Here is a 16,914-nt window from a genome sequence, read left to right as displayed (position 1 = left end):
ATTACTTTCTCCCGATTTTCTTTAATTCAATATCAAAAACTAATGGTGTGAAAGGGGCAATCGGGCCTGCTCCTCTGTCACCGTATCCTAATTGCGAAGGAATCACAAAGGTTGACTTCTGACCTACTTTCATAGTTTTCAACGCTTCATCCCATCCTTTAATTACATAACCCATTCCTACAGGAAACTGGAAAGACTCGTTTTCGTCAAAAACGTTGCCGTCCATAAACTTACCTACATAACTTACCTCTACGGTATCTCCCTGAGCTACCGTTGCTCCGGAGCCTGCTTTTTCTGTCGTATAATAGATTCCATTTTCAAGCTTAGTAGCCCCTTTTAGGTTTTCACCCACAAACTCAGCAATGACGTCTCCCTCAGCGTTTCTCTTCTCCTGCATTGATTCCTCGAACTGAGCCGCTGTTTTAATGCCTTTGAGAGAAACAAGAAACTTCAAATCTGAACCCGGAGAAACCCCCGGAGGCAATGGCTGGCCGATACGACCAAAAAGAGAGTCAGCAGAAACAAAAACGGTTGCACTATCACCCACGTGCAAGTACTGTAGAGCACTTTCGAAAGACGGCTTAAACTCCGGCTCTGGCAATGGAATCTCCAGAGGAGCCCCTTCTGCCCAGGTATCTTTAAAAACAGAGTCAACATCAGACATAATTTTCAGATCAAAGGTTACAAAGTCCCCCACCTGAGGAGATTGGTCGCCTTCACCTTTTGCGTGATATTGAATTTTACTGCCATCTTCAGCCTCAGTTACTTTAAACTGATTGCATGAAAATGCAAAAGCCGCAAGGGCTAAAATAGAAAGGGTGTTTTTTAGGTTCATTCTTTTGTTTTTAATAAATGCGTTAAATTTTATGTTGGTTGTACCAGTAATTCATCTTTTACGTCAGGCAATAAGCCCAGAAACTTTTTAACGGTTTGCTCAAGACTTTCATTTGATCTACCTCCCGCTGCATTTTTATGGCCTCCGCCCTCAAAATTATTTCTGGCAAAGTCGGCCACTGAGAAATCATCTACTGACCGAAAAGACATTTTGATAAGGTTATCTTTCTCAATAAAAATGGCCGACATTACTACTCCGGCAATGGACAAACCATAGTTCACCAGTCCTTCGGTATCTCCTTTTTTGAGGTTAAATTTTTCTTGTTCTTCAGAATTAAACACGAAATAGGCAACGCGATATTCAGGAAGATATATCAATTTTTCGCCCAAAGCGTAGCCCATGAACTTCAGGCGATCAAAACTATTTTGGTCAAAAAGTTTTCTACTGATTTTATTCGGGTTTATACCTTTATCAATCAGCTCACCGGCAATACGATGAACTTGTTTTGAAGTACTGTCAAATTTAAAAGACCCGGTGTCGGTCAAAATACCGGTGTAAATACAAGTCGCAACGTTTTGATTGATATAAGAAAGCCAATCAAGGTCTTCAATGAGACAATAAATAAGCTCACAAGTAGCAGCGGCTTTTACATTCCAATAGACAAAATCTGCAAAATCTTCAGGCTGTTGATGATGATCAATCATCACCTTTCTAGCCTCTGATCCCTTTACCGGGGTGTGCATATCTTTTAGCCTGTCAAGGGCCGAAAAGTCAAGACAAAATATTAACTCTGCCTCTTCTATTAACCGCTCAGCACGCCCCCTTTCAAGTTTATCTTCAAAATTGATGACCTCCTTTACATTGGGCATCCAGTTTAGAAAATCGGCATGATCAGTGGGGCTTATTGCGTGCACCTGATGACCCAATTGTTTCAAAACCTCGTACAGGCTTAAAATTGAGCCGAAGGCATCCCCATCCGGGTTCTGATGGGCCGTCACAACAATTCTCCTTGGAGTTTTCAGAAACTCCAGAAAATCAGCTTTTTGACCGGCACTTTCTGTAAACAATTGCTTCATATCTCGAAATCGGAGGGCAAAGGTACAAAGCATAATTCACAGTTTATACAGTGATAGAAAATACTAATCCTGCGGGTTTTTGCTCAAAAATTATAGCTTTGCATGAAACATAAGTGATTAGAACATGTCCGGAAACAGAACATTAACCATGATTAAGCCCAACGCCGTGGCGAATAATCATATTGGCGGTATTATAGCGATGATTGAAGCCGGTGGCTTTAAAGTAGTGGCCATGAAAAAAATGAAACTCAGCCCGGAACTTGCCGGAAAGTTCTATGAAGTGCACAAAGAAAGACCTTTCTACGATGAGCTTTGTGAGTTTATGTCATCAGGACCAATTATCCCGATGATTCTGGAAAAAGAAAATGCTGTGGCCGACTATCGAGAACTTATCGGCTCCACAGACCCAGCAGAGGCCGCAGAAGGCACCATCAGAAAGAAATATGCCAAATCAAAAGGTGAAAACGCCGTTCACGGATCTGACTCTGATGAGAATGCAGCCTTAGAATCAGCCTTCTTCTTCTCTGAAACTGAACGCTTCTAGTAATGGCCAGAATCATGGGCATTGATTACGGCGGTAAACGTACCGGACTGGCTGTGACCGATCCTTTACAGATTATAGCCACAGCTCTGGAGACCGTACCCACCTCCCAGCTCATGGATTACCTTAAAAAATATTGTCAAAATGAAGAGGTGGAGGCTTTTGTTATTGGCCATCCGCTAAGTTTAGATGGGTCTGACACACACGCCTCTCCACTTGTCCGTGATTTTACGGAAAAGCTAAAGAAGGAGTTTCCTGACAAAGAAATTCATTTTGTAGACGAAGCTTACACCTCAAAAATGGCGATGCGTAGCCTGATCGATAGCGGTGTTAAAAAGAAGGATCGTCGTCAAAAAGGTAGTTTGGACAAGATAGCCGCCACCATTATTCTTCAAGAGTTTATGGAAGAGCGGGGCTAATCAAACCGCGTTCATTCCTCCCTCCAGATTGAGAAGATTATCAAAACCGTATTTTTCTTTCAATAAACGAATTGCCTGCCGACTTCTCATGCCTGACTGGCAATGAATCACCACCGTGCCATCACGTCTAATTCTTGGAATATGCTCCTCAATTTCAGATAAAGGAATAAGTTCACCACCAAGATTATCCAGCTCATATTCATTAGCTTCACGAACATCAACCAATTGTACTTTTTCAGGATTGAGCTCTTTGAACTTTTCAAATGAAATCGACTCTAAAACAGAATGATCAATACCACAAAAAGCCTCGTAATCAATCAATTCGGTAACCGGAGCAAGGTCCGTATTTTTGAAAATTTTCACCTTCCTGAAATTCATCCCTAAAGCATCAATCAGCAATAGTTTTCCTGAGAGGGTTTCCCCTAAACCCGTCAAGACTTTAATCGCTTCTGTGGCCTGAAGAGAGCCGACGATTCCGGCCATCATACCCAAAACACCAGCAGTGGCACAATTCGGAGCCATTTCTTCCGATGGCGGGCTGGCAAACAAATCACGATAGGTGGGCCCACCCTGATAATTAAATACAGACACCTGACCCTCAAAGCGATAGATCGCTCCCGAAACAAAGGGTTTGTTTTTCAACACACAGGCATCATTCACAAGATATCGGGTCGGGAAATTATCGGATCCGTCGATAACCAGATCATAGTTTTCCACAATTTCCAAAGCGTTAGAACTATCAAAACGCCTGGAAAACTTCTCAATAATAATATTTCCGTTTAATGATTTGAGTCTCTTCTCGGTAAGGTCAATTTTTGACTTACCCACATTTTCTTCGGTGTAGAGAATCTGGCGTTGCAGATTACTTTCATCCACAACGTCGTTTTCCACCAAACCTATTTTCCCAACACCAGCAGCTGCCAAATACATGGACACGGGGCTTCCTAAACCACCGCAGCCGATGATTAATACAGAACTTTCCCTAAGTTTTTTTTGACCCTTCAGGCCAAACTCAGGGATTTTTATCTGCCGGTCATAACGTAATAATTCCCTCTTTGAGAAACTCATCTTTTATCAGGCCTCCATGCCCATTTCTCTTTTTAAACTCCGCAACCCCTGCTTTAATTTCCACACCATCTACAGGGTCATTGGTAATCATATTGGCACCATCCATATCCACAAAATCTACCAGTGCCGCGATATGTGCCATTGCCGAGATACCCGCACTACTTTCAGTCATACAACCCAGCATAATCTGCAAACCCAGCTCCCGGGCTTCTTGTATCATTTCAAGAGCCGGGGTAATACCTCCGCACTTACTGAGCTTGATATTAATCCCATCAAAATAGGGTGCAACTTTACGAACGTCCTCTTTAAACATGCAGGTTTCATCAGCAAACAAGGGGAGCTCTGTTACTTTTTTGATTTGACCGTTTTCCTTAATTACACCTTTGGCCAACGGTTGTTCCAAGAATTCAACTCCACCGATTTCCCTTAGCACCGGTAACATTTTTATTGCATACTCAAGACTCCAGCCACCGTTCACATCAATGCGAAAAGGCTTGCCTGATTTTTCTCTCAAAGCTTTGATCAACGACTCATCATCATCAGACCCCAGTTTGATTTTAAATACCGGAAAATCTGACCCCTCCATCACCTCAGCCATTGCCTTTGCCGAATCTATACCGATGGTATAGCTGGAAATCGGCGTCTTTGAAAGATGGACTCCCAGGTTTTCACCCAAACTCTTCCCATTTTTTTTACTCTGCCAATCGTGGTGAGCAAGATCAAGCATGCACAGGGCGAAATGATTGCCATTCATGAGTGCATTCGCTTTTTCCCAAAAAGGCTCAAAACCTTCTCCAACTAAGGGATACAGCTCCTTCCAGGCTTCCTGAATCTGACGAACAGACTGCTCCACCGAAATACCATAGTAGGGGACGTGGGCGGCCTCACCCAAGCCGGTGAATCCCTCCTTTTCTATTTGGATCAATAACGTTGATGTCTCTGTGCGATTACCATGAGCAATTCTGAAGACATTCCGGTTTTTCAATTGATAGGGGAGTAGAAAACTGCTCATATTTTCTCCATTTCAAAAAGATTGATCAACTGGCCTTCCATCACCAAGGCTACTTCCTGAATATCCAAAGTTTTGCCCAATTCTGCTTCCATTGACGTCACGGCTCTATCCTGAATGCCACAGGCTACAATATTATTAAACATGGATAGGTCAGCATTGACATTCAAAGCCAAACCGTGCATAGTCACCCATCGACTCGCCTTTACTCCCATAGCACATATTTTTCTTTCACCCAGATTTCTATCTTTATCTTCCTCTAACCAAACGCCGGTATACCCATCTACCCTTCCGGCTGAAATGCCGTAATGTGCCAACGTTTGTATCACGGCCTCCTCCAGGTATCGCATATACTTATGAATGTCTGTAAAGAAATTATCGAGATCAAGAATGGGATAAACCACCAATTGACCAGGACCGTGATAGGTAATATCACCCCCGCGATTGATTTTATAAAATCGAGCCTCTTTTTCCTTAAGGCCCTTTTCATCCAGCAAAAGGTGCTCCTGTTTACCACTTTTACCCAGTGTATAAACATGAGGATGCTGACAAAAGAGAATTTTATTGGGCGTGGGCTCGTCTTTATTCTCCTTTTTGTTCGATAGCTTGATTTGTACCGTATGGTCAAAAAGTTTTTCCTGGTAATCCCAGGCTTCCTGATAATCAATCAAACCAAGGTCCTCTATATTTACTTTCTTATTTTGCATGAAGCTTCAGACACAATCCTCCATTTTGAACAAAACGAAGAACACAACAAAAAGGTGCTATGGCCAAAAATAAGAGAAAAGTTGGTGAAAAGGGCGAACAATGGGCCGTGGACTTTCTGGTGGCTAAAGGTTACGAGATTATCGAGCGAAACTATCAGGCCAGCAGATATGAAATTGACATTATTGCCCGGCAGGGCGAATGGCTGGTTTTTGTGGAGGTAAAACTTCGCGGCGATCAGGATCATGGGCTCCCTGAAGATAATGCTGGTAAAGCCAAACAGAATTTTCTGATCAAAGGTGCTGATATTTATCTGAATCAAAATGATTGGGACGGCAAAGTGCGTTTTGACCTGATCGCGATCACGGTGAGGCCTTTTGAAATTGTTCATTTTGAGGATGCCTTTTATTGAAATTCAAAAACGGCCGTTCAACAATTATTGCTTGGGCTCACACTAAAAAAGCCGTTCTTTCGTATGCTCATTACTTAGACTAATTGAACCTCAGTATGCGTGTATTCCTTTCTTTAGCCTTAGGGCTACTTCTTTTTTCCTGTTCAGATTCAGAAACTACGACGGAAAGCAGTCCTTCAAAACCTATTCATACGCTCATCTTTATGGATAAAACCAGCAGCGTTGACGTCAGCAAACCGTTTGTAGCCCAAAAATACCAGCAATTGCTCAAGCAGGTGGTAGATGAAAATATACGGCAGGCGGGCGATCAAATTGATATCTATTTTGTGCATGAAAACACGGCGAAAGGCAAAAGCATCAGTTTGACCAGTCGAACAGAAAAAGAGAATACGCAAGGAATGAATGCCACCGATCTGGAGGCAGCTCAAACCGGTTACGAAATGACTCTTCAAAAAGAGAAGAATATATTTATCCGTCAGTGTTTGGCTCAACTGAATAAGAAAAATGGAGGAAGCTCAAACGCGGAAACAGACCTGAAAGCGGCTATTCCGATTCTTTCTGAAGCCGCAGCAGATGGCTCTGAAGTGAAGGCCTATTTTTTGAGTGATATGGTACAAAGTCAAAAAAACGGCAGGGACTTTCATAAGAACGCACCTACAAGTTCAGACCAGGCCAACCAGTGGGCTGAAGAGGATTTGAGTCAATTTGAGGAAGCCAATCTGTTGAATTGCGATATTCAGATGGTACTTCCTTTCGAACCGACCAGTTCTTCATCTGTCAATAATCCCAATATCACGGTTTACTGGCAATCACTTCTGGGGGATTTGGGAGCTGGTGTAAGCGAACTGTAAAAACCTTTTTTGAGCAAAAAGGCCAAGGCTGGTCAATGATTTTTCTATCTTTGACCAAGCCTAAAATATCCTATGCTCTATTCCCTTTTCGACTACCTGCACAGAGTTCTTGATTTTCCGGGAGCTGGTGTGTTTCGCTACATTTCATTCCGTGCCTTTGCTGCTACTATCGCATCTTTACTGATTGCGGCCATTTTCGGCAAACGCATCATTAACCTACTGAGAAACCTGCAAATTGGAGAGAGCATCAGAGACCTAGGTCTTCAGGGACAGATGCAGAAGAAGGGCACTCCAACCATGGGTGGCTTCATCATTTTGGCCTCTTTATTAATTCCTGTATTACTTTTCGCTCGACTTGATAACGTCTACATCATTCTTTTGATTATCACCACCGTTTGGACAGGAATGATTGGCTTTGCTGACGATTATATCAAGGTTTTCAAAAAAGATAAAGAAGGCCTTAAGGGACGTTTCAAAATTGTGGGGCAGGTAGGCCTTGGTCTTATCGTTGGGCTTATTCTGTACTATAATGACAATGTAGTGGTTCGTGAATATATCGGCTCGGCAGGTGAATATATGGATGTCGCCAAGCTCACGACCACCGTCCCTTTTATGAAAGGCAATGAAATTGATTATGGCATTCTTGGTAATCTATTACCTGATTCGCTGGCCTGGCTGCCTTACGTTTTTATCTGCACTTTCATTATTACTGCGGTCTCTAACGGAGCAAATATTACAGATGGTATTGACGGACTAGCCGCAGGGACTTCGGCCATTATTGTTTTGACGCTGGCGATTTTCGCTTACCTATCCGGTAATAAAATATTTGCAGAGTACCTTAATATCATGCTCATCCCGAACTCGGGAGAAATGGTAATTTTCTGTGCTGCTTTTCTGGGAGCTTGTATCGGTTTCTTATGGTACAATGCCTATCCGGCTCAGGTTTTTATGGGTGATACCGGTAGTTTGATGCTCGGTGGAGTGATAGCCACGCTATCTCTGGCTTTACGAAAAGAACTTTTGATTCCTGTTCTCTGCGGTATTTTCCTGATTGAGAATATCTCTGTGATGCTTCAGGTGGGGTATTTCAAATACCAAAAGAAAAAACGAGGGATTGAATATGCCCGCGAAAACCGTCTTTTCCTGATGTCTCCGCTACATCATCACTACCAAAAAAAAGGATATCACGAAGCCAAGATCGTTGCCCGCTTCTGGATAGTGGGCATCATTCTGGCGGTGCTTTGTTTGGTGACGTTGAAGTTGCGGTAATAGAAGTTTTTCTTCTAGCCTTACCTCTGTTTTCCAAATTTATTCCTTTTGTCAGTGTATCAGTCACGCTCTCTGACCTCGGATTAATTTTTAACGGGTATATCCTAAGGTTTAAATACAGCTGCTGCTGAGTCCGTGACCGAGACTCAGAAAAGGGAAGCATTAAAGCCAAAACCATATCAAGTCTTTTAATTCATGCCACGACCACGCTCTTCCGTGGTTAGTCGTGTCATGAAGGCGTAACCTCCACAAAAAGAGTAATTTATTTTCAAAACCCTATTGTAATTGAAAAAGGGTATTTCTATCTTTGCAGCCCCAAAATACCACCTTCATGAAGTCGCCCGTACTTCGAAGGATATGTTAAGTTGGAGAAACAGGTAGTTCCGAACCGGTTTTTGTGTTGGCTTTCAACACCTTACAACTTCAGAAAATGTGGATTCAAAGTGCTGTGAATTTTGGGATAACAGCACGGCGATGAGACCAATGTTTTTATTACAAAACGTTTAAACGTATTTAAAGTGGATACATTAAGTTACAAGACTATCTCTGCAAATAAGCAGACAGTCAACAAAGAATGGGTGGTAGTTGACGCCAAAGATCAGATTGTTGGTCGTTTGAGCAGTAAAATTGCCAGCATTTTAAGAGGCAAGCATAAGACTAATTTTACCCCTAACGTAGATTGTGGTGACAACGTTATCGTGATCAACGCTGAAAAAGTAAGATTTACGGGTAAGAAGATGAACGACAAGCAGTACGTTCGTCATACGGGTCACCCGGGTGGACAGCGTTTTGCTACACCGCGTGAATTGATGGAGAAAGACGGAAGAAGAGTCGTTGAGTATGCTGTTAAAGGTATGCTTCCGAAAACTCGTCTGGGACGTCAGCAGTTTACTAACCTTTATGTGTACGAAGGTGCCGAGCACCCACATGAGGCTCAGAGTCCTAAGTCAATCGAAATCTAATTCAGAACTTAAAAAATTTAGCATATGCAAGTTATCAATACCGTAGGTAGAAGAAAAACAGCCGTTGCACGTATTTACATGAAGCCTGGTAAAGGTCAAATTTCTGTAAACGGCCGTGAACTACAAACCTATTTCCCGACAGAAGTACTTCAGATTATCCTGAACCAACCTTTCAACCTGATTGAAAAGAATGGACAGTACGATGTAAAAGTAAATGTAAAAGGTGGTGGAATCGCCGGACAAGCAGAAGCTGTTCGTTTGGCTATCTCCCGTGCTCTTGTAGAAGCAGACGCTGATAACAGACCTGCTCTTAAGAAAGAAGGCTTCCTTACGCGTGATTCCAGAATGGTTGAGCGTAAGAAATACGGTCGTCGTAAGGCACGTAGAAGATTCCAGTTCTCTAAGCGTTAATCAATTATTTGAGTTTAGAATTCGAATGGCGGGTCCTCAGATTCGTCATTCGTTTTTCAAAAACTCTTCACAAACGATAGTCCAGCTCAGCACTTATCGTGTCCGATGTGTTGGGGCTGCAAAATCAATTTAATTACAAATTAAAAATGGCACAGTTACAGTACAAAGACTTACTTGATGCAGGTGTACACTTTGGTCACCTTACCCGTAAATGGGATCCCCGTATGGCTCCATACATTTTCATGGAGAAAAACGGCATTCACATTATTGATCTAAACAAAACACTAACTTCTCTTGAGCAGGCTCAGGCTTTCGTAAAGGGAATCGTGCGTTCTGGTAGAAAAGTAATGTTTGTTGCAACTAAGAAACAAGCTCAGGAGATTGTTTCAGAAGAAGCAAAAAGGCTAAAAATGCCATACGTTACTGAAAGATGGTTAGGTGGTATGTTGACCAACTTCTCAACCATTCGTAAGTCTTTGAAGAAATTACAGAATATCGAGCGTATGCTTGCTGACGAGAAAACAGCCAGCAATCTTGCAAAACGTGAGCGTTTAATGCTTGACAGAGATCGTATTAAGTTGGAAAGACTACTTGGTGGTGTTTCTGATATGTCAAGACTTCCGGCCGCTCTTTTTGTGATCGATATCAAGCGTGAGCACCTGGCTATTGCTGAAGCAAAAAGATTAGGTATTCCTGTAGTAGCAATGGTAGATACTAACTCAAACCCTGAGAAAGTAGATATCGCCATCCCAGCTAACGATGATGCTTACAAGTCAATCTCTTTGTTGACATTGGCCATTGGGAAAGCCGTTGAGGAAGGAATCCTTGAAAGAAAGCAAGATAAAGAGTCAGAAGCTTTACAAGAAGCTGAAGCTGCAAAAAAAGCAGTTGACGAAAAGGGTGAAGCTGCCGCTGAAAGTGCTGGTGCCGCGACTGGTAAGAGACCAAGAAAAGCAAAGCCAGTTGAGGCTGCTGAGGTAGAAGCTACAGAAGAAGCTCCGGCTGAGGAAAACGCTGATGACTCTGAAGAGTAATCAAAAGACTTTCGGGTCTTAAAATTGAGCAATTTTTGGGCTGGCCACAGAAACTGACAACTGTTTGAATCGCCAACCACTGCTCCAAATAATTAGAAAAGAGAAGTGGCCCGAGGCGTATGCTTTGGGCTACTCATTTTAACAAATAAAACACTAAGAAAATGCAAATAACAGCTGCAGACGTTAACAAACTTCGTCAGTCCACAGGGGCTGGAATGATGGACTGTAAAAAAGCCCTTGTTGAAGCCGAAGGTGATTTTGAAAAAGCAGTAGAAATCCTTAGAAAAGCAGGTCAGAAAGTCGCTGCTAAAAGAGCAGATAACGAGACCTCTGAAGGTGTAATATTAGTAGATGTTAGCGATAGTGCTAAATCTGCAAAAGTATTGGCTTTTGCCTGTGAAACTGAGCCGGTTTCTAAAGTAGAAGACTTCAATAATCTTGCAAATGCAATTCTACAGGCAGGTGTTAAGCATCATGTTAAAGATGCTGCTACTTTAGCCGCGACATCTCTTGAAGATGGCAGAACTGTTGAATCAGCTACAACTGAACTTATCGGTAAAATCGGTGAGAAGCTTGTTGTTGCTGAATACCGTCATATCGAGGGTGAGCAGGTAGTATCTTACATTCACTCTAACAACAAAGCTGCTGCTATTGTAGCCTTTGAAAATGTAGGAGGGGCTGATGTAACTGAGCTTGGAAGAGACGTTGCTATGCAAATCGTAGCGATGAAGCCTGTTGGTCTTGACAAAGACGATGTAGATCCTACAATCGTTGAAAAAGAAATTGAAATCGGTAAAGAACAAGCTCGTCAGGAAGGTAAGCCGGAGGCAATGCTTGAGAAAATTGCTTTGGGCAAGCTGAATAAGTTCTACAAAGAGAACACTTTGCTAAATCAGCAATTTGTTAAGGATCCTTCTGTAAACATTGCTCAGCTTCTTGAGAATACTCAAAAAGGTTTGAAAATCGCTTCTTTCGCTCGCATCGCGATCGGATAAGTAGATTTGAAATATTCAATTGAAAAGCCCGACCAAAAGGTCGGGCTTTCTTTTTTATAAGAAAGTTAATTAGCTCACTAAATTTATCCATTAAAGCAACTCCGTTTCGCATTTTTCGGAAGCGGAGTATACAGTATCTTCATTCTTTTTAATCTGATCCATTATATACTCAAACTCGCCATCTAAGAGTTGTTTATAACAATGGGAGGGTATTCGCTATAATAATGCCCAGAAAACATCAAAAAAGGAAAATTTTTACGATTTAGTAATACCCAAATAAAGGCCTTCCCTTCTCACTTCATTTGTATCACGACTAACCTTTCCTTCTGAAGAGTTTACAGCCCTCTCTAAACTATTTCCTCCGATTCTGGAACAAAAAAAGAGGGGCATATGCCCCTCCTAAATTTCCAAAATCACAACTTCTTATAGCGTTAGACCGTAACAGAAGTTTCTGGACATATTTTCATACACCCCACAGATAAGAATACCATCCTCATTATTGTTGACAGCGGCTTCTATTGCTTCGGTAAAATCCTTTTCAGAATCCACTCTAACACTACCAACACGGGTAATGATAAAGCCTTCACGGATATCAGTATCTCTGGCAATAGTACCAGCAGGGAAAATCTTTTCAACCTGCACACCATTTCTTACTCCAAGGCTTTCTTTCTCGCTATTTGACAAATCTTTCACTTTGACGCCCATCTTAGCCATCGCTGAATTTGCTTCCGGCTTTTTGATAATGCTCTTTCCCCCTTCACGGTTTCTAAGCGTCACATTGAACGTTTTTTCTTTTCCGTCGCGATCAACAACAACCTTTAGCTTTTCACCTGGTCTCTTACGGCCGATCATTTCTCTAAACTTAGGCTCAGATTTTGTCTCAATTCCATCAATTTCTTTAATCACATCGCCCGGCTCAATTCCCGCGGCATTGGCCGCACCGTCTTCAGTTACCACATTGACATAAATCCCCTCGCTTACCTTGGTTTTATATTCCGCAACATTTTTGCTGTTCAATTCCACCGGCTGAATACCTAGGTATCCTCTCTGAACATTTCCGAATTTTATCAGATCAGTCGTTACCTTTTTTACAATTCCCGAAGGAACGGCAAAAGCATAGCCCGCGTAAGCACCATTTGGCGAGGCAATCGCAGTATTAATTCCAATCAATTCACCACGCAAATTAACCAAAGCCCCACCGCTGTTACCAGGATTAACGGCAGCATCGGTTTGAATAAAGGACTCAATAGGTGAATCCCCCTGAACACCTTCCCTCTGTAATCTCTCCTGATAGCTACGGGCCAGAATACTGATATCACGACCAATCGCACTTACAATACCTGCAGTTACTGTGGATTCAAGATTAAAAGGATTACCTACAGCCAGTACCCACTCTCCTACTTTGACATCATCAGAATTGGCGAATGACAAGTGTGGTAAATTCTTTTCTTTGATTCGGATCACCGCCAAATCTGTTGATGGATCAACGCCCACAACCTCGGCGGTGTAGCTTCTTTTATCGTAGGTAGCAACTTCCAGCTCATCAGCACCTTCGACAACGTGATTATTTGTTACAATATAACCATCTTCTGAGATGATTACACCAGAGCCTGATGACTGTTGCTGCTGGTTTCTTGGCTGACCAAAATATTGATCATCAAAACCAAAGAAATCTTCAAAAATAGATGGAAGACGCTGCTGTCTGACTGCACGAACTGAGGTCGCTTTAATGTGAACTACTGCCGGGGCAGAAGTTCCTGCAGCGTAAGTAAAATCACCTGGAGCCGCTGATGGCAGATTTGCAAAATTTACAAGTTTGGCTGCACTGTCAGAACTCCCTACGTAAGAAGATTCATTGAGTACAACCGCCTTTTCTTCAAAACCCAACATTTTGTAAGCTGCCAAAGTAGCCACACTACTCAAGACGGCGATCAATACAATTTTCAAATTATTCTTCATTTCCATTGCCTTTTTTAATTCAGGTTTACATTTAACAAATGTATTTTTTTGTAATTGTTTAACGAAACCACTCATCCTAAAATTCACCCCGCCACCTTACACTTAACATTATTTAACACGGGGATATAGAAAAACAGCACCCTGAAAGGTGCTGTTTACTCAAAATTTAAACTAGCCCACTGTGATTAAACGTGGCTCTTTAGGTTTGGCCTCTTCTTTTTTAGGAAGTACCAGGTGTAGCACTCCGTTCTCATGAGAAGCCTCTACTTTGTCAATGTCCACCGTTTTTGGTAATCTGAAAGAGCGGGTGAAGCTATTATAGCTAAACTCTCTTCTTGTGTAGTTCTCCTTCTCTTCCGTTTCTTCGGTATTTACTTCAGAAGAAATGGTTAAAGTTTTCTCATCAACATTGATTTTGAAATCCTCCTTTTTCAAGCCAGGAGCCGCTAGCTCTATTGTGAAGCCATCAGCATCCTCTTTGACATTCACCGCTGGTACACTTAATCCGGTGCTGCGATTATCAGCAAAGAAATCCACATCGCTAAATAAAGAATCGAACAAAGATGGATAGGTAGTAGGTCTGAAAGATTTAACTAAAGTGTTCATAATGATATTTGGTTTAATATTAAAAATCGTTTTTGACTACGATCACCTTAGATCAACTCGCGTACCAAATGAATTTTTCTGCCGTTTTGTCCGACATCATGAATGTAGAAGAGCATTTTTGTGCCATATTGTCTGTTTTAATGGATGAAAATAAAAAAGCCTCTGCCATTTCTGACAGAGGCCTCATTTAATTAATTATCCTTCCTATTTCCTCGTCTTTGTATTCGCAAGAACAAACTGCCCAATTTTTATACCGGCAGCCTGGCCCTGCTCACAACCCGACCTGTAGTGAATTCCACCATACATACGACTGTAAGAACAGGCTGTAGCCGCCTCTCTGAAAGACGGAAACTCCTTGACACCATGACCATATTCATACTCTGTAGAATCTATAAATGAGATATTGTCACCCAGAAGACCTGTCAATGCCTCAGCAGAAGCTGCAGAAATTGTACTGTGACCACTGGTATATTCAGGAAAAGGCGGGGTTTGAAGAAACGGCACCCAGTCTGGATCAAAAGTTGCGTTAATCACCGTCTCGGGCCTGATCTTTTCAGTTCTGTACTTCTCATGCCAGCTACAAATAAAAGCTTCGTGAAGGGCTGTGGAAACCATTAAGTAAGCCTCGGCACTCTCCATCAAATCTTTTTCCTGATCTTTCAAGACCGTCTTTGCAATCGCCAGCCAATGACCACCCGGAGTCATTTTCTTATTGGCGAACATTACGTGGCCCTGCACATTCATCACAAAGGCGTTATCATCCCAGAACCAAGCCATACTTTCTTGTTCATCACTACGCGTTTTTGAGATATTATAAACCTCCATTAGCTCTGTCCAGAAAGGGCTACTTTTATCTAAACTATATGCCGGTGGTGGTGGTGGTGGAAATTGATTCGCAGAATCAAGCAACATTGGGCGTATAGTCATCCAATACGGCTCCATTGCGTCTCCATATTGAGGAGGAGTAGGCACCCAATAACCCGGCTCACTTTTCACCGTATACCTCAAACCTCTTGTCTGAGCATAATTATCGCCTTTGGCAAACTCCATCACATGGTTGGCCACTGCCTCCCCATACTCCATAGACCTCTCAAAAACATCACTGGGCACACCAGCTTCTTTGAAATCAGCGTAAACACCATTCTCAAAGTCATCATACTTATCGACCGTAAATGTTTGGCTTCTGGCCACAGTAAGTAAAGCTTTAATTCCGGCAAGTGGGTAGCAGTATTCCTTTCCATCCTCTGGCTGAGGAACATTGTTAAAATCTTTGAACTGACCATCAAGGCTCTGGAAGCGTTCATCAGAATGAACCATCGCCTCATAACCAGCCAAAGTGGAGTAATTATAAATTCTACTTGCCACGGGCGGTGAAAAAATATCATGAATAATTACCTCGGTAATCTTATCTACAGCATCATGATAATACATCGGGTTATTCGTGATTTTGCCGTACTCTTCCGGTGTTTTTCTGTTACATGCCACTAACACCGCAAGAAGGCCTAGCATGCCTATAATTTTTTTCATATTCAGTTAATTGCAAATGGGTTACAAAGCTAAAAAATATACTCTACTCATCTAGTATGTTTTCTTCAACTGTAGTTTCTCGTTTTTCACCGTGTAGAATATCAATGATTTCCTTGATATGATAAACGTTCCTATTGTATCTGTTACTTAATAAAATGATGACAAAATCCTCTCTTAAATCAAAAAACATGATCGTATTGTAGCCCTTCCACCAACCGGTGTGATAGACATAATCAGTCTGTTGTTTGCCGTTTAGCCAAAGCCTGAAACCATAGCCGTAATTTCTCAGACCTGGATACTCGAAACTTCTGGGCGTATAAGCTTCTCTCAATGATTCCTTACTAATAATTGATTCATCTTTGAGGGCTTTGTACCATTTGGCTAAATCACCCGTAGTAGAGAAAACTCCTTTATCACCTAAAACATTATCGTAAATATCAAAAGGGATTCTTTTCCCATTCTGATAGCCGAAAGTTCTTTGCGTTTCCAAACTATACCCAAGGTTTCTTGAGGTGAAAGATTCTTTCATGCCTAAAGGTTCGAAAATCTCTTTCTTCAAAAAATGATCAAAGTCCTGTTTTGAAACTTTTTCCACCACAGCAGCCAGAATCGCAAAATTGGTATTGTTGTAAGAGAAATAATGGTCCGGCAGATTATAAACTTTCGGAGGTGGATTTGCCTCTTCAAACCATTTCATGAGCGTTTGATTGTCCGGATAAACCTTCTCTTTTCTCGCTTTAAGGTCAAAAGTATACTCGTAGTACGGCAAACCTGAGCGGTGACTCAGAAGGCTCCTCAAAGTTACCCCTTCATATGGGAAATTCGGATAATAATCTTTGACTGTTAAATTAAGACTTAGTTTTCCCTCTTCAACAAGCTTTAATACTGCTACCGCTGTAAACGTTTTTGAAAGCGAGGCCAGCTGAAATGCAGATCCCTTGGCGTTTCTGATTGTATCCTCAAAATTGGCAAAGCCAATGGCTGTATCCAATAATGTAATGCCAGCCTGCTTTATAAGAATGTTTCCGTTAAACCCTGCTTTGACTTTCTGATCAATTGCTTCTTTTAGTTCCAGAGCTTTTTTATCTGCCTTGATGGCTACTTTAAGAGAGTCGAGCCTTCTCGCTTCTTCCTTTTCAAGGTTAACCTGGCGAATAGCCTCCTTTTCTTCAGGGCTTTTACACGACCAGATAGACAGGATTATGGAAATAAGGAAAAGAAAATACTTCAAATAG

At 41.9% G+C, this 16,914-nt stretch carries 19 protein-coding genes; 10 read left to right on the top strand and 9 right to left on the bottom strand.

What is annotated here, in order from left to right:
* Position 1: 1 nt before the first annotated feature.
* Together AFM12_RS07870 and AFM12_RS07865 are read right to left on the bottom strand one after the other, a co-directional pair.
* Positions 2-835 carry an FKBP-type peptidyl-prolyl cis-trans isomerase gene (locus AFM12_RS07870; RefSeq protein ID WP_055146303.1) on the bottom strand — a complete coding sequence of 278 codons (834 nt, stop codon included), beginning with the start codon at positions 833-835 and terminating at the stop codon, positions 2-4.
* A gap of 29 nt (positions 836-864) precedes the next feature.
* Positions 865-1,911 carry a DHH family phosphoesterase gene (locus tag AFM12_RS07865; RefSeq protein ID WP_055146300.1) on the bottom strand — a complete coding sequence of 349 codons (1,047 nt, stop codon included), beginning with the start codon at positions 1,909-1,911 and terminating at the stop codon, positions 865-867.
* A 124-nt stretch (positions 1,912-2,035) separates the two neighbouring features.
* Between AFM12_RS07865 and AFM12_RS07860 the strand changes: the two genes are divergently transcribed.
* Both AFM12_RS07860 and ruvX read left to right on the top strand, forming a co-directional pair.
* Positions 2,036-2,455, top strand: a complete 420-nt coding sequence (locus tag AFM12_RS07860; RefSeq protein ID WP_055146297.1) for a nucleoside-diphosphate kinase — start codon at positions 2,036-2,038, stop codon at positions 2,453-2,455.
* A gap of 2 nt (positions 2,456-2,457) precedes the next feature.
* Complete coding sequence (gene ruvX / locus AFM12_RS07855) at positions 2,458-2,871, top strand: Holliday junction resolvase RuvX (RefSeq protein WP_055146294.1); 414 nt, start codon at positions 2,458-2,460, stop codon at positions 2,869-2,871.
* Here ruvX and moeB read toward each other — a convergent pair whose 3' ends face one another.
* The 3 genes from moeB to lipB are packed head-to-tail and all read right to left on the bottom strand — an operon-like array spanning position 2,872 to position 5,655.
* Positions 2,872-3,939 (bottom strand): molybdopterin-synthase adenylyltransferase MoeB, encoded by a 1,068-nt coding sequence (gene moeB / locus AFM12_RS07850; protein ID WP_055146291.1) that lies wholly within the window; start codon positions 3,937-3,939, stop codon positions 2,872-2,874.
* Positions 3,905-4,951 carry a dipeptide epimerase gene (locus tag AFM12_RS07845; protein WP_055146288.1) on the bottom strand — a complete coding sequence of 349 codons (1,047 nt, stop codon included), beginning with the start codon at positions 4,949-4,951 and terminating at the stop codon, positions 3,905-3,907. The genes moeB and AFM12_RS07845 overlap by 35 nt, the downstream gene beginning before the upstream one ends.
* Positions 4,948-5,655: a lipoyl(octanoyl) transferase LipB gene (gene lipB / locus AFM12_RS07840; protein WP_055146286.1), complete on the bottom strand. Its 708-nt coding sequence runs from the start codon at positions 5,653-5,655 to the stop codon at positions 4,948-4,950. Before lipB ends, AFM12_RS07845 begins: the two co-directional genes overlap by 4 nt.
* 59 nt (positions 5,656-5,714) lie before the next feature.
* Here lipB and AFM12_RS07835 point away from each other — a divergent pair, with 59 nt between their 5' ends.
* From AFM12_RS07835 to tsf, 7 genes are all read left to right on the top strand, one after another.
* The gene (locus AFM12_RS07835) at positions 5,715-6,065 is read left to right on the top strand and encodes a YraN family protein (RefSeq protein WP_055146283.1); all 351 of its coding nucleotides are present in this window, start codon (positions 5,715-5,717) and stop codon (positions 6,063-6,065) included.
* Between the two features lie 95 nt (positions 6,066-6,160).
* Positions 6,161-6,916: a hypothetical protein gene (locus tag AFM12_RS07830; protein WP_055146280.1), complete on the top strand. Its 756-nt coding sequence runs from the start codon at positions 6,161-6,163 to the stop codon at positions 6,914-6,916.
* Between the two features lie 72 nt (positions 6,917-6,988).
* Positions 6,989-8,185, top strand: coding sequence for a phospho-N-acetylmuramoyl-pentapeptide-transferase (gene mraY / locus AFM12_RS07825; RefSeq protein WP_055146278.1), 1,197 nt, complete (start codon positions 6,989-6,991; stop codon positions 8,183-8,185).
* Between the two features lie 518 nt (positions 8,186-8,703).
* Positions 8,704-9,147: a 50S ribosomal protein L13 gene (rplM, locus tag AFM12_RS07820; protein WP_055146275.1), complete on the top strand. Its 444-nt coding sequence runs from the start codon at positions 8,704-8,706 to the stop codon at positions 9,145-9,147.
* Positions 9,148-9,171: 24 nt separating this feature from the next.
* Positions 9,172-9,558 (top strand): 30S ribosomal protein S9, encoded by a 387-nt coding sequence (gene rpsI / locus AFM12_RS07815; RefSeq protein ID WP_055146272.1) that lies wholly within the window; start codon positions 9,172-9,174, stop codon positions 9,556-9,558.
* A 146-nt stretch (positions 9,559-9,704) separates the two neighbouring features.
* Positions 9,705-10,592, top strand: coding sequence for a 30S ribosomal protein S2 (gene rpsB, locus AFM12_RS07810; protein WP_055147820.1), 888 nt, complete (start codon positions 9,705-9,707; stop codon positions 10,590-10,592).
* A 161-nt stretch (positions 10,593-10,753) separates the two neighbouring features.
* Positions 10,754-11,587 carry a translation elongation factor Ts gene (gene tsf / locus AFM12_RS07805; protein WP_055146269.1) on the top strand — a complete coding sequence of 278 codons (834 nt, stop codon included), beginning with the start codon at positions 10,754-10,756 and terminating at the stop codon, positions 11,585-11,587.
* A gap of 423 nt (positions 11,588-12,010) precedes the next feature.
* On the opposite strand, the gene AFM12_RS07800 is transcribed toward tsf, so the two are convergent.
* Together AFM12_RS07800 and AFM12_RS07795 are read right to left on the bottom strand one after the other, a co-directional pair.
* Positions 12,011-13,546, bottom strand: coding sequence for a trypsin-like peptidase domain-containing protein (locus tag AFM12_RS07800; protein ID WP_055147817.1), 1,536 nt, complete (start codon positions 13,544-13,546; stop codon positions 12,011-12,013).
* Positions 13,547-13,717: 171 nt separating this feature from the next.
* The gene (locus AFM12_RS07795; protein ID WP_055146266.1) at positions 13,718-14,152 is read right to left on the bottom strand and encodes an Hsp20/alpha crystallin family protein; all 435 of its coding nucleotides are present in this window, start codon (positions 14,150-14,152) and stop codon (positions 13,718-13,720) included.
* Between the two features lie 68 nt (positions 14,153-14,220).
* On the opposite strand from AFM12_RS07795, the gene AFM12_RS19980 reads away from it, so the two are divergent.
* On the top strand, positions 14,221-14,343 hold the full coding sequence (locus AFM12_RS19980) for a hypothetical protein (RefSeq protein WP_262489873.1): 123 nt from the start codon (positions 14,221-14,223) through the stop codon (positions 14,341-14,343).
* A 13-nt stretch (positions 14,344-14,356) separates the two neighbouring features.
* On the opposite strand, the gene AFM12_RS07790 is transcribed toward AFM12_RS19980, so the two are convergent.
* Together AFM12_RS07790 and AFM12_RS07785 are read right to left on the bottom strand one after the other, a co-directional pair.
* Entirely contained in the window at positions 14,357-15,679 is a 1,323-nt protein-coding gene (locus AFM12_RS07790) for a vanadium-dependent haloperoxidase (protein ID WP_055146263.1), read from the bottom strand.
* A 43-nt stretch (positions 15,680-15,722) separates the two neighbouring features.
* Positions 15,723-16,910 (bottom strand): serine hydrolase domain-containing protein, encoded by a 1,188-nt coding sequence (locus AFM12_RS07785; RefSeq protein ID WP_055146260.1) that lies wholly within the window; start codon positions 16,908-16,910, stop codon positions 15,723-15,725.
* Positions 16,911-16,914: the final 4 nt, after the last annotated feature.

This window comes from Jiulongibacter sediminis (assembly GCF_001306455.1).
Lineage (GTDB): Bacteria > Bacteroidota > Bacteroidia > Cytophagales > Spirosomataceae > Jiulongibacter > Jiulongibacter sediminis.
This window is presented reverse-complemented; position numbering and strand designations above follow the sequence as displayed.

Coding starts and splice junctions, on each gene's coding strand:
- AFM12_RS07870 (WP_055146303.1), bottom strand. CDS start 835: ATGAACCTAAAAAACACCCTTTCTATTTTAGCCCTTGCGGCTTTTGCA.
- AFM12_RS07865 (WP_055146300.1), bottom strand. CDS start 1,911: ATGAAGCAATTGTTTACAGAAAGTGCCGGTCAAAAAGCTGATTTTCTG.
- AFM12_RS07860 (WP_055146297.1), top strand. CDS start 2,036: ATGTCCGGAAACAGAACATTAACCATGATTAAGCCCAACGCCGTGGCG.
- ruvX (WP_055146294.1), top strand. CDS start 2,458: ATGGCCAGAATCATGGGCATTGATTACGGCGGTAAACGTACCGGACTG.
- moeB (WP_055146291.1), bottom strand. CDS start 3,939: ATGAGTTTCTCAAAGAGGGAATTATTACGTTATGACCGGCAGATAAAA.
- AFM12_RS07845 (WP_055146288.1), bottom strand. CDS start 4,951: ATGAGCAGTTTTCTACTCCCCTATCAATTGAAAAACCGGAATGTCTTC.
- lipB (WP_055146286.1), bottom strand. CDS start 5,655: ATGCAAAATAAGAAAGTAAATATAGAGGACCTTGGTTTGATTGATTAT.
- AFM12_RS07835 (WP_055146283.1), top strand. CDS start 5,715: ATGGCCAAAAATAAGAGAAAAGTTGGTGAAAAGGGCGAACAATGGGCC.
- AFM12_RS07830 (WP_055146280.1), top strand. CDS start 6,161: ATGCGTGTATTCCTTTCTTTAGCCTTAGGGCTACTTCTTTTTTCCTGT.
- mraY (WP_055146278.1), top strand. CDS start 6,989: ATGCTCTATTCCCTTTTCGACTACCTGCACAGAGTTCTTGATTTTCCG.
- rpsI (WP_055146272.1), top strand. CDS start 9,172: ATGCAAGTTATCAATACCGTAGGTAGAAGAAAAACAGCCGTTGCACGT.
- rpsB (WP_055147820.1), top strand. CDS start 9,705: ATGGCACAGTTACAGTACAAAGACTTACTTGATGCAGGTGTACACTTT.
- tsf (WP_055146269.1), top strand. CDS start 10,754: ATGCAAATAACAGCTGCAGACGTTAACAAACTTCGTCAGTCCACAGGG.
- AFM12_RS07800 (WP_055147817.1), bottom strand. CDS start 13,546: ATGAAGAATAATTTGAAAATTGTATTGATCGCCGTCTTGAGTAGTGTG.
- AFM12_RS07795 (WP_055146266.1), bottom strand. CDS start 14,152: ATGAACACTTTAGTTAAATCTTTCAGACCTACTACCTATCCATCTTTG.
- AFM12_RS19980 (WP_262489873.1), top strand. CDS start 14,221: ATGAATTTTTCTGCCGTTTTGTCCGACATCATGAATGTAGAAGAGCAT.
- AFM12_RS07790 (WP_055146263.1), bottom strand. CDS start 15,679: ATGAAAAAAATTATAGGCATGCTAGGCCTTCTTGCGGTGTTAGTGGCA.